This is a genomic window from Marinobacter sp. (genome assembly GCF_052094685.1).
Classification (GTDB): Bacteria; Pseudomonadota; Gammaproteobacteria; order Pseudomonadales; family Oleiphilaceae; genus Marinobacter.
The window spans coordinates 4,394-15,963 of record NZ_JBQDKB010000055.1; the positions used below are offsets into that span (position 1 = coordinate 4,394).

Genomic DNA, 11,570 nt, shown 5'->3' on the forward strand with positions numbered 1-11,570 from the left:
GCCGCTTTCCGGTACCAGGTCACCGCCTCAGCATAGTCCTGCGGAACACCTTGCCCGGTAGTGTACATAAACCCCAGAATGTATTGGGCACCGGCATGGCCCTGTTCGGCCAAAGGCCGGAATTCCTGAAGAGCCGCGGCGTAATCGCCACTCCGAGCCGCCGTAAAACCTTTGTCAAAATCCGCCGCACCGGCTATCGGTGTCGCGCCTATGCTCAGAGCAACACAAAACATCCCTATGGCTCTCGCGGTTCTTAATGGCATGACTGCTTCCTGTTTGTTTGTTGGAGTCGTCAATGTACTGAGACTTGGGCATGAATAGCAAAAAAATAGTTGACTTCATGGCCATGCCTTACTGCGCGAAACGGGTGTTATGGTTCAACGCTGAACAGTCCTAATCCTGTCTGATCTCTATTGAAGTGCGCTTGGGCTTCAGTCACCAGTAGTCGGGTTTGTCGGCTGGCTTTTTGCGGGTAGGCACGCGACCTGGAAACTGGTGGATCTTCAGTTCTTCTTCAGAGATCGAATGCCTCATCCAATCGGCATTCTTGCGAAGAGAGCCGGCCGGACGATCGGTTCGTTTTCTGTCTCGAGGCAGAATGATTCCGATCCGAAGGTGTGGGTAGTCTGTGCGTATGGCCTCTAAAGCAGGCGTCATATCTGTGTCACTCGAAACCAGCACCAGTTGTTGAACGCCCTCTCCGCTTTGGCACTGTTGGCTCACCGCGAGGCGATACATCTCGACCGCAATGCGGACGTCGGTTTCCTTTTCCTCTAAATGCCAGATATCGACCGTTTTACCATATGCCTTTCTGACCAGAGGTGTTATTAGCGCTATCTTGCCAAGCGGGGGAGGTTAAGCAAAATCCCAAATCGCGCGGGCATTGAGTGTCACTCCAAAACAGTTGATGATCGCCTACATATAGGTCACTGGGAAGGAGATACGATCCTTCACGGGCATAAGGATTCAGGTGCGGTTACACTGGTTGAAAGAGGGAGCGGTTACCTGCTCGCAGGGCGTGTGCCAAAACTGAAGGCCGGCTTGGATACAGGCGGTGCTGCACTCAATACTTGAATCCAGAACCTCTGCCAAACCAGAAAGATTATCAGGAATCCTTCGAACGCCTACTAGCTATATTTGCTATCCCATCTAACTCTTTGGCAGATTCGATTTCCACCCACTCGCCACTATCTACTTCAATCAACCAAATAGAGTCAACGGGTTCAATGTCATAGCCAGCAGATCGAATCACTTGAAGATTCTCGTCAACTTTTGATTCGTAATCTACTTTTTCATCAGGGTCATCACGGTCATCAGGGCTAATGCCCTCTTCTTCGTCCATAGCCATAATATCATCGAGCAACTTCGCCATGCTTCTACTCGTCTCAATGGATGTTCTAGTAATTCCAAGATCATACTTTTTAAAATCGCGCTCCTGTTTCATGCTCTCTGTCATCGGCTCCCAGGAAACCTCCCCGCAACTGGTACACTTGTAGCCTTGACTAATAACCCATTCGGTAATTTCATCTTTGAATATCAGCATAGCCACGCCACCGCCGATGATGGCCAAGACAATGCCCATGGCAAAACCGGTGCCTGCGAATAGATAGGTTGTCCACGCCCAATACCCACCGACGGGCATTGCGCCTCCGATCAACTTAACGAAGAAGTCTTTGTTTGTCTCCTCGGTATGTCCGCAGCTCTTACATATTATTTCCATTAAATATCCTTATAAGGATCCAGTTCGCCAACTTTCAGCCTGGTTGGATAGCCATTTTAGTCCCGCAATTCCGTGACTGTTGGTGATTTTGGCTGGCTGACTCATTTCCGACACTCATCCAAGAAAGCCTGAAACCAGGCAGACTCCCGCGCCGAGGGCTTTAGATCATACAATCGTACCACCCGGACGAACCTGGCTACATAGCCGCACTGGCTGGCCGGGGGCAGCCATTCATCGGGAGCTCGGGCTCCCTTGTAGCACTATAACAATATAAACTATCCCAAATGATCGTGTGAGTGAGTGAATAAGCGCTTTTAGGTTTAGTAAGCATACCAATCTAAAATCCTAAAAGTTAGCTGAAAGAAACCATGGCGTGACTTCTGTTCATGTAGTAGCACGCAAAAAAATCACCCCACTTTTGCGTCCACTCTGTTTTCAAAGCGGACCTTTTTGCCGTGCCGAGAGAGTTAGTGCAGGGAGTCTGGACCGGGTAGGTCCAATGATAGGCTATGAGTGTCTAGTGGACCGGCGTAAGTCCAGATTAGAGCATAGGAGGAACTGTCATGAACAGCCAACATTATCCCCCGAAATTTAAAGATGAGGCGGTCCGACAGGTGCTGGAAAGGGGCTACACTGTCAGACCGATTTGAGCCGTCGACAGATCGCTTTAAAAATAGGGATTGGCCTTTGGGGATGACTAGCCAGTATATTTTTAACCTGGTTGACAGACAAAACTCGATAGCTAAGCATTCAGAAAAACCAAAATGATTCCCGGTCGGCCAGTTCCCATGCACTGCTCTTGGTCAAGAAGGACGTAACCGGCGAAATTTCTACAGGGTATAACAATGATTCTTGAAGCAGAAACTCCTGATGGTGAGCCTTTGATTTCAGATAACCCCGGCTTTACGCCGGAGGATGCAAAGGAAATCAACCGGACTACCAACAGCGAATCAAAGATTAAATCGACCCTTGAGAACCTGAACATATCGGCTGACGCAAAATCTGCGCTTTACGCGATCATCAACACCACCGTCCGAGCGGGAAGGTTTATCGTTAAAATTGGCCGCAAGATTCTCGATATTGTTATCGAAACGCTCAGGAAGTTCCCGAACGCATCGTTCGGCTTAGTCTTGGGCGGAGTCATGGGCATTTTAGTAGCGTCTGTCCCTTTGATAGGCGCGATTCTAGCGCCATTTATAACGCCGCTCGCGATGATTTACGGCTTTGTTCGTGGTATTGAACGGGACCTGAACGATAAAGATCTCGAGCATGCGGTTGCGGCAGCGAATGCTAAATTTGACCATCTTAGAGAATAAGGCATATGGATGAGTTTGAATCTTCCGGCGGGATGCAGAATGTCGAAACCGTCATTCGCGATCCATTGCGGTTCAAAATTAAACTCGACATCGGTGATGAGGCCTACTCCTCACTACGAATCAAGAAATACCTCCTTGACAGCGTTGATGCGGCAAACGGAGCGGCTACTGGTTTCGTCTTTGCAAATTCAACTGTGGTCGCGTCCACGTTTTTCGCACCTTCCGGATTTCTCGGCGTGCTCGGCATTGGAGCCGCCGCAACACCAGTTGGTTGGGCCATAGGCGCGGGAGTTGCAGGTGCAGGACTAAGTCTCATTGTAGGAAGGTACTTTATCAGAGGCTCATCCGATCGGGTAAAGCAGGTCCCTGACTTCATCAATACGCCGATGGATGTCCTGGCGACAGGACTCTTCGACATGATTGCCACTCTCGGGGTTAAGCTCGCCGAAATCGACGGCAAGTTCGTGCCCGAAGAGCGGGACTTCATTACGTGCTATTTTGTTGACGAATGGGGGTATGACTCATTGTTCGTTCAGCAAAGCCTGAAGCTTATCGAGGAGCATGCACACGAGCATTCCATAAAAGAGATTAGCGAAAAGCTGGCCCGTTTCAAAAAGGCCAATCCTGATTGCAACTATAACTCAATGTCGCAAGAGATAATCCGTTTCATAAACGGTATAGCCGAAGCAGACGGATTTCTCGATGAGCGTGAAGAAATGGCTATTGCGAGGGTCGAGGCGGTATTTGAGGACATCAACTCTATCGCCACGACCCTCTCAGAATCTGCGAAAGCTGGTGCAGTACGCATTTCAGGCTTAGGCAAATCTACACTCGATGGAATGAATTCAGGACTTAGTGGTGCGAAGCAAGGGTTGCAGCGTTTGAAAACTCAATCCCTCGATAAATTTTCACGGTTCCGAACTAAAGATAAATGATTGTAAACATCCCTGTTTTAGTTGAACCGCTGATTAGAGTTGTCCGCCCTTTTGTATTTTGCCAGGAATTCCAATGGTGTCAGGTCTCCCAGTGTATCGGGGGCACGGGGTAACACAGCCCGGCATAAAGATCCGCTTTATGGTCGATCCGAACGTCCGCTTTGCGACCGAAGCCAGCCTCCATTCTAAGGTGATGCATCCTCGGGATTTTGTTAGAACGGTGCCTTAAAACTGGTAATGTCTGCGTTTTTTTTCAATAAAGTAGACTAAAATATTTTTTATGGTGCCTTAACGGCGCGAGGGCTCCCAAAAAAAGCCAATTATTCATAGTCTTATGGGGTATCGTCGCGGATTTTTCTTTTTTCATCTTGTGAGAACGATGCGAGATGGCGAGTCTAATGACGTGGATTAACTGTAATGAACAAATGCCAGCGGATATGGAGGTTGTTATCGCTCTGTACCTCGGATATTGGCCTGGTCGAGGAAACAGCGGCATTACTGATGCCTATGCTGTGGATGGGCAGTGGGTCAATATCCCTGAAGGCATCACTATTGCTGGATGGATGCCTGTGCCGGACAAGGGCGAGCTGCCTGAATGGCTTGCAACATCAATTGATGATCACGTACTCGTTGACCTGTGCAAAGAGCGGATGAATGAAAAGAGTGTGCACGTTAATCTGGATGACGACGAATCTTCCATACTCTGAGGGTGTCTAACGTGACCGCAGAAGAATTGATTGCACAACTGAAGGCCCTGCCACCGGAAACGCCAGTGCTGGTTGAAGGCTATGAAACCGGGTTTGATGAGATTGTCGACCTGAGAGCGGTTGAGGTGTCTAGATTGGCTCAACCGGAAGACTGGGAGGGTGAATTCGATAAGCTAGCCCAGCTACCGTGCTGTAACCAAGGGGCAGAGGGCGGCTTGCGAGGACTGTTAAGCCAGATAAAACCGGACACGCGATTCACCGAAGAAGAATCCAGAGATAGCGCTATCTATGATGAGGTGGAGTGTGAAGCATCAGAAAGCAGCTCCACTCCAGAAACCGGAGTGCTGCAAGCCGCAGTGATCCGGGGACGTAGAGGCCATCGAAGGTAAGGCCATGAAGGATAAGAAATCTTACATCTTGAGTGACCTGGTGGCCCAGTGTGACCCCAACGCGACGATGCCAGAGGCGCTGCAGGACTGGGAGCAGGCTGCGCCGGTTGGCTTGGAACAGGTCGTTATGGGTGATCAGGTGGATATTCGGGAGGCGGTATTAGTTTTTCGCGAAAAACTCGCTAATCGTTTCGATATCGGGGAGCCTGGAGATTTCGTGGACACCGAGCTGGCGATGGCCGGCCTGACGCTTGATGTGCTTGGCGAAACCGGTGTGTTGATTCAGGCCCTGCCAGTCTGGGAGTGTGAGCAGACCAGTCCGACTGGTTACTCCAACCCAGAACTACTCCAAGACATTGCCAGGGGCGGTATTGTTTTTGGGAGTGCTTGATCGCTGTGCTGACAACTTCTCATCCAAATACCGACCCAATAAGGCAACCATTTCACTGCCATTGATTGCCCCCGCTCGTTTCAGCGCGACAATCACATCTTCAATCTCATCGGTCACCACCTCATCACCTGCCAGCCGTGTGGCGACTACGGCCAGCTCATCTGCGGGCGTAACTTGATGACGAATGCCGTGCTGAGCGGCTAGATCTATGACATAGGATCTGGTGCTGGGCTGTGTATCCATCGCTGAAGTTCTTCCCAAGGATCTTTAATTTCCAGCCAACACCGCATAGCCACTCCCTGCGGAACGAGCTAACTCTCCCGAAAAACTACCTATGAGATTTGTTGCCTCGCAACGGTTCCAGGAGGGTAGTTTTGTGGAACCGGTTGCTGGTGTATTTATCGCTAAATCGCTACCCAAGGATCTTCTATTTTCAGCCACTCCTCACCTAACCAGCATCTACGTGTCAAAATGGTGAGTGAACAGTCAACCATCGTAAAGATGAGGTGAAGTGCGTCCCATTGCTTACGTGCAAAATACGAAGGCTTAAAAAACCGTTTCTGCTCTCAACCTTTTTAGAAAAAGTCATAAGTTGGCCGCAGTTTGGCTACATAAATTGGTTGCTCAGTTCAAATTTTTCAAAATCTCTGAAAACGTGCGTTGATACACACGCCGAGCTTCTTCTGTATCAAGAACCAGCCTCTGAGTCAGCCTGGGCAGGCTTTTCATCTTTTTAGAAACTTCCATGTTTACTAATCCTTTCAAAAGGCTTTTGATCAACAGGGTTGTTCAGATCGTTATTTAGCGCTTCTTCCACCTCTGGGATCTAATCTTTGATGGGGCAAAATATATAGCTGTGCTGCCTGCGAGTCCGGGCAATTTTTCGAATCGTTTCCCTTACCTCCCGAACACCTGCGCAAGGGATCAATCTAGATCGACCATGTCGACTTGTCTTACTCCCCCAAACACAGAGTACTGAAAGCCCCCCGAAGAGGTCTTTTTGCACAGTCACCCGGTAAAATCGGGTTTGAGTTTCCCATCGAAGCGCTGGCATACTTCACCCATTTACCCATTTACTCACTTACTCACTTACTCACTTACTCACTTACTCAAATAAGACAACACTCACTTTCTCTTGCCCGGATCTGACTTTGTCTCAGGAATAGAGAGCCTCGCCATTAGCTGATCAAGCTGCTCTTTGTAATGACCCGCCTGCACTTCAAACTCCAGCGCCTTCTTATTCGCAGAGGTAAGACCTCCTCGAGCTTCATCTCGCTCGCTTTTAAGCTGTTCAAGCTGGCTTGAGGCTACCTCCAGACGCTCATTCTGAGTTGCAAGCTGAGTTTGGATCTCACCTTTATCCTTCATCAAAGAGTCACGTTCCGAGCTAGTGCTCTCAACACGCTTTTGCAGTTGAGAAAACTCTTTTTTGAGCTCGTCTCGCTCCTGACGCAAATCATTTTTATCTTTTTGAAGGTCAGCATTCCGGTGGTGGATGTCTTCAAGAGAGGTCTCTGCAGCTTTTAGCTTACCCTCTTCTTTGGATAATTTTTCCTGGCTAACTGCTAACTCGCGCTCAAGACGCGCAATATCCGTTCGGAACTTTTCATTTTCTTTCAGGAATGCGCTTATTTCAGAGCCGAGCTTAGTGTTTTGTGCTTTAGACAACTCCAACTGCTCTTCCAAATCCTCAACCGTTGTAGCTGCGTCAACTAACTCAGCCTCAGCATTTTCCTGCTGTTCTTTTGCTGAGCGCATAACGTCAGCAACTCGTCGCTCTGCTGTTTTTACAGCCCGAGAGTTCAGGTTTTGAGCAAGGCTTCGCACCTGCTCGAGAAAGGTGCCAGTCATCTCATTAAGGGCTTCTTCCACTTCCATTGGAAGCTCCTGCTCTGGCTCGGCGTCCACCACTTCCTGAGAGCGTTTGTAATCTTCCCAGACCCTGACCAGTCTGCTGGGGTTGCCTCCCCCAACGGTCTTCCTTAAAGCAAAGCCAGTGACTCGTCGGCTGTCTGCCTGCAACTGCTTGCCAGCTTCAATGATTTGCTCGTCTTCTATCTCAGGTGGTCGCATCCCAAATCCTCAAATCCTTAGGCTTTAACTAAGTGTACATGAACAACAGAAAAACACAAACAAATAAACTAACAAACTAACAAACTAACAAACTAACAAATTAACAAACTAAGTAGTGCTTTATCAAAAGCCAAATAATGTAATTCACCACTTTTGCGCGAAAGGTCTCGTATTTAAATGTCGAGGAGAGGCAGCTTCGGCGTAAACCGAGCAAGCTCTTATGGGGAGAGGCGTATACAGTGGATAGGCATCGAATCAGCTGAAGGGTCGTGGTGATGCACGAAAATCTTTAAGCGGACGGGGGCTAATAAGGCACTCGCCCTCACGGCTCAATCAATCACAGGCTAAGCTGGTACAAAACATGGTCCACATGGGGTGGTACAAGCGTAGCTTCTTGAGTACGAGGCATGACCATGCCGAATAGCGATGGGTATATCGTGGGGTCGAGAGTATTTAGACTGAGCTTCACCTCTTCCATATTGGCTAACTGCGAATCAAGGTCCGTTGGCAAATCTGGGAAATTGACGTAACCAAGATTGCTATCGGTTGAGTAGCTCCTCTGAATACTTGGTGCAAATTGTGTTGCCTCTACCAGTTCAATAACCGAACGACCGGTGTAATTGTACGTCAGCTGGGTTTGATTACTGCCGGTGATCGTGACATCGCTTGGTGCCACGCCAGAAAACTCGATACTGCTTTCGGTGAGGGCATTAGCAGCGATTTGTTCAGTGACCCAATACACCGTTTTGGCAAACGCATCGTTTTTCGTGTAGGTCGCTCTGGCAAGCATTTTTCTTGGTTCGGACAGCATTGGTAGCGTTCCGGTTACTGCCCCCATAGGTACAGCGCTTGAAATCACTGAATAGGTGTCACTATTAGCCCAAATCACGGCAATGTTACCTGGTGGTGTGGTTGAAGCTTGCGAAGTGACTTCGCGCACATCTTTGTTCAAGTCGATAGTAACCGCTGAGCCTGGAGTAACGTCTGTGCTGGCCAATCCATATTTAGCCGCATCGCCTCCATTGAAGCCTAGCCCAATTACCTTTCCACTATCAGTGATCAAACTGGTCATAACCTGAACTGCCTAGCCCTTTAAACGCAACCGCATCGAAATCACCAGCATTCGAGGCCCGAATGGTCAGTAATTCCTAGATGTCGTAGTCGTCAACGCACCGGATCAGTGGTGACAGAATGGTGAGAGCCTCAGTGCCTTGCAGGATTTTTGTGTCGATGTGCGACACAGTTGTAAATTCTGGCACACCCGGAACCCCAACCCTGTAGCTGAAAACAATGCCAATAGATCCATTGATCGGCATGCTTTCAGTGCTGATATATCCCTCACTGTAGGTTCTCAAGTCACCAATCAAGCGCCCATTCTGGTCATTAACAAGAACACGAGTGTTGCTCGCAACGCAGGTGTCGTTTTCAAAGACTTGAAGTGATGCACCTTCTGTGAAGGTGGGACCACCGGTTTGTTGATTGCTAGCCGTGCTGTTGTTGCTTTCACCAGAGCCACACCCAGCAATCAGGCATGGAATGGCAACGGCGCTAATCATTAATTTCATGTGTTTTGTGAACATACGTTTTCTTTTTACGTTTATTCATCACCCAGACAACATGAACAGGATGACTGTGGATCGCTTTCCTAAAAAACAAGATTCACCGACAATTTCCGGCTTTGCGGTAGCCAGCAGAGACAGCTTCTGATTCAGTTTTGAATTTAACTCTATTGTGAGGCGCCATTGCGTTATAGCTGGGGCACCCTGTCGGTAAGTGATAAACCTTTGAGTTTTTGTTGCCCCTGATAACGTCCCCGTTTAATGCCTGAGATTCGCTTTGAACTTTGAAGCGACCCTGAGATAGGTCTTTTAGCCCTGCCCCCTCATTCTTGTGCCCAAGCTTCCAGGACTTCTCTCCCGTCATGAATGGATTTGAATGCCCGGTTACACGAAGCATTCTTCGCTCTCGTTCTATCTCCCAGTCAGATGGTGGGTAGTTTTTATCCCAGACCATCATCAATCTTTGCTGAGACTTGCTCATAGGGAGGTTGTAACGGTCGTGCATATAAAAATAGGTTCGGGCTACGAGGCCCTTCGCCGTATCCCTTGGTTCTGCAGCTCGTTGCTTGAAATCAACCTTCGAAGGGCAGGCGCCGTGTTGCAGCGCAGTGCCTGGGAGTGCTGTAAAGCGATAATTGCTTCTGTCTGCGTTGTACTCCCCTACAGAGATTGAAAGGTTTCTCAGATCCACGTACATGCGTCTGAAAGCTGGATCAGAGCGAGAGCAGTTTTTGCGGCCGCCCTGCTGCCAGCATTGGCGCAGGTGACCTAAGGAGTGGGCAGGAACGATGTGCTCATATTCAATTCTCTTTGCCCGGCTGGGTCTGGCACGAACCTCAAAGCCACAAGATCTAAGATCCACCCGGCCACTTGATCGGCCTTTCCACTCCCAGTTACACCCACAGTAGATCGTTCCGAATTCAGATTGATTCCTGTCGTAGTAAACGTGTTCTTTGAGCGCCTTCTTTGCTTGTCCGAAGCTGACCGCAGGCTCGGCGTGAGCTTGAGCGACGATGGCGATCAGGAAAATATAGATTAGAGCTTTCATTTTTCAGTTGTCTCATGCTGTATATTTTTGATTAATAATGTTTTATTTTCAGTTATCAGGAGTTCAAAAACTATTTACATTCGTTCTGATACAGGTTCTCTCAGTAACAGTATTCTGCAAGTGTGGTGGCAATGAGGAGCTGACAGTTGTAGCTTCTATGAAGCATGCTGCAGTGGTGGAAGTGGTGAATATGAGGCAATTATCTGGTGATGAGAAGGCAATAACAGCTTCTGTAACACCCAAACATCGGGTATTTGGTGTTTATTATTTTCAATAAACTGAAATTTCTCCTTTAAAACCTTTTACTTTTTTATCCTTTACTACTTTACCGGTCTTTTAACATCATAAAAAACAGTAACTTATTGGTCTGTATACGGACAAAAACAGGGTGAGGCACGGACAGATTCAGGGTGAAGCACGGACAAAAACAGGGCATTAAACGGACAGATTCAGGGTGTTCAAACTGACAGAAACAGGGTATATACTGACAAAAATTAAACTGTCCGTATAAGGTTGGCCATGCAAAAGGATTTGATCGTTAAATCGAACGCTGTTATCGAGGCGAGCTATCGCCTCTCTGTGATGGAACAGCGAGTTATTTTGGCCGCCATCTCCAAGATCCGTAGAGATCAGAATGTTCGTGATGATGTCCTTTACGAGTTAAGTGTGAGCGATCTTCGGGAGATGTCTGGAACCAAATCCAAGGCGATCTATGCTGATCTAAAAGATGCCGTAAATCATCTCTATGAGCGCTCCATCGTTATTGAAAAGAAACCGAATGAACACGAAGGATCGAGCATTAAGCTTCGAACACGTTGGATCCAATCCGCCATTTATTCTGACGACGAAGGCATCATTAAGCTGCGGTTTGCGAAAGATATTTTACCCTATCTGAATCAGCTGAATTCCCATTTCACCAGCTATGCACTCAATGAGGTCATCCAGCTGACCCGTGCCCACGCGTATAGGCTTTACGAGCTTCTGGTGCAGTATCGGGATATTGGAAGCAGAACGATTGCGATAGATGACCTGAGACGGTGGCTGGACCTTGGGGATAAATACAACGCACTGTATGACCTAAAAAAGCGAGTGATTGACCCAGCCGTGAGCCAGATCAGTGAACAGACACCCTACCAGGTGACATACGTTCAGAAAAAATCAGGACGGTTGGTGACTCATCTGGCATTCACTTTCCATAGAAAAAAACCTGAAGCCAGCCAAACACCTGAAAAAAAGCACAGATATACATCAGCTGATTTGACCAAAAATCCTACACTGGCTCGACCTGGTGAAAGTTACGAGGCTGCACTGCGCCGTCTGAATAACGATAAATAATAAAATTCAGAGTCGTGCTCAAACACGGACAAAAACAGGGTCGTTCAAATTAAGGTGTTTTTGAAACCTGCCCTACCCTGTTTTTGTCCGTATAAGA

The 11,570-nt window shown here is 48.2% G+C and carries 15 protein-coding genes; 6 read left to right on the plus strand and 9 right to left on the minus strand.

Annotation, left to right across the window (positions count from 1 at the left end; all coding sequences use genetic code 11):
- The 3 genes from ACTH3S_RS11845 to ACTH3S_RS11855 all read right to left on the minus strand — a co-directional run.
- Positions 1-263: tetratricopeptide repeat protein (locus tag ACTH3S_RS11845; RefSeq protein ID WP_441809217.1), on the minus strand; the 263-nt coding region annotated here is incomplete at its 3' end.
- A gap of 172 nt (positions 264-435) precedes the next feature.
- Positions 436-837: an NYN domain-containing protein gene (locus ACTH3S_RS11850; RefSeq protein WP_441809237.1), complete on the minus strand. Its 402-nt coding sequence runs from the start codon at positions 835-837 to the stop codon at positions 436-438.
- A 268-nt stretch (positions 838-1,105) separates the two neighbouring features.
- Complete coding sequence (locus ACTH3S_RS11855) at positions 1,106-1,720, minus strand: hypothetical protein (protein WP_441809218.1); 615 nt, start codon at positions 1,718-1,720, stop codon at positions 1,106-1,108.
- An 845-nt stretch (positions 1,721-2,565) separates the two neighbouring features.
- On the opposite strand from ACTH3S_RS11855, the gene ACTH3S_RS11860 reads away from it, so the two are divergent.
- From ACTH3S_RS11860 to ACTH3S_RS11880, 5 genes are all read left to right on the plus strand, one after another.
- Entirely contained in the window at positions 2,566-3,036 is a 471-nt protein-coding gene (locus ACTH3S_RS11860; RefSeq protein WP_441809219.1) for a hypothetical protein, read from the plus strand.
- A gap of 5 nt (positions 3,037-3,041) precedes the next feature.
- On the plus strand, positions 3,042-3,971 hold the full coding sequence (locus tag ACTH3S_RS11865; RefSeq protein ID WP_441809220.1) for a TerB family tellurite resistance protein: 930 nt from the start codon (positions 3,042-3,044) through the stop codon (positions 3,969-3,971).
- 398 nt (positions 3,972-4,369) lie between these two features.
- Positions 4,370-4,678, plus strand: a complete 309-nt coding sequence (locus ACTH3S_RS11870) for a DUF551 domain-containing protein (RefSeq protein WP_417503055.1) — start codon at positions 4,370-4,372, stop codon at positions 4,676-4,678.
- A gap of 11 nt (positions 4,679-4,689) precedes the next feature.
- Complete coding sequence (locus ACTH3S_RS11875; protein ID WP_441809221.1) at positions 4,690-5,067, plus strand: hypothetical protein; 378 nt, start codon at positions 4,690-4,692, stop codon at positions 5,065-5,067.
- 4 nt (positions 5,068-5,071) lie between these two features.
- A complete protein-coding gene (locus tag ACTH3S_RS11880; RefSeq protein ID WP_441809222.1) occupies positions 5,072-5,458 on the plus strand; it encodes a nucleotidyltransferase domain-containing protein in 387 nt (128 codons plus the stop codon).
- On the opposite strand, the gene ACTH3S_RS11885 is transcribed toward ACTH3S_RS11880, so the two are convergent.
- The 6 genes from ACTH3S_RS11885 to ACTH3S_RS11910 all read right to left on the minus strand — a co-directional run bounded on the left by ACTH3S_RS11885 (position 5,411) and on the right by ACTH3S_RS11910 (position 10,138).
- Entirely contained in the window at positions 5,411-5,701 is a 291-nt protein-coding gene (locus ACTH3S_RS11885) for a hypothetical protein (protein ID WP_441809223.1), read from the minus strand. The two genes, ACTH3S_RS11880 and ACTH3S_RS11885, sit on opposite strands and share 48 nt — an antisense overlap.
- Before the next feature lie 381 nt (positions 5,702-6,082).
- Positions 6,083-6,205 carry a hypothetical protein gene (locus tag ACTH3S_RS11890; RefSeq protein ID WP_441809224.1) on the minus strand — a complete coding sequence of 41 codons (123 nt, stop codon included), beginning with the start codon at positions 6,203-6,205 and terminating at the stop codon, positions 6,083-6,085.
- 378 nt (positions 6,206-6,583) lie between these two features.
- The gene (locus ACTH3S_RS11895; RefSeq protein WP_441809225.1) at positions 6,584-7,531 is read right to left on the minus strand and encodes a DNA-binding protein; all 948 of its coding nucleotides are present in this window, start codon (positions 7,529-7,531) and stop codon (positions 6,584-6,586) included.
- 337 nt (positions 7,532-7,868) lie between these two features.
- Entirely contained in the window at positions 7,869-8,603 is a 735-nt protein-coding gene (locus ACTH3S_RS11900; RefSeq protein ID WP_441809226.1) for a hypothetical protein, read from the minus strand.
- Between the two features lie 76 nt (positions 8,604-8,679).
- Positions 8,680-9,111: a hypothetical protein gene (locus ACTH3S_RS11905; RefSeq protein ID WP_441809227.1), complete on the minus strand. Its 432-nt coding sequence runs from the start codon at positions 9,109-9,111 to the stop codon at positions 8,680-8,682.
- A gap of 79 nt (positions 9,112-9,190) precedes the next feature.
- A complete protein-coding gene (locus tag ACTH3S_RS11910) occupies positions 9,191-10,138 on the minus strand; it encodes an endonuclease (RefSeq protein ID WP_441809228.1) in 948 nt (315 codons plus the stop codon).
- 519 nt (positions 10,139-10,657) lie between these two features.
- Here ACTH3S_RS11910 and ACTH3S_RS11915 point away from each other — a divergent pair.
- On the plus strand, positions 10,658-11,473 hold the full coding sequence (locus tag ACTH3S_RS11915; protein WP_441809229.1) for a RepB family plasmid replication initiator protein: 816 nt from the start codon (positions 10,658-10,660) through the stop codon (positions 11,471-11,473).
- Positions 11,474-11,570: the final 97 nt, after the last annotated feature.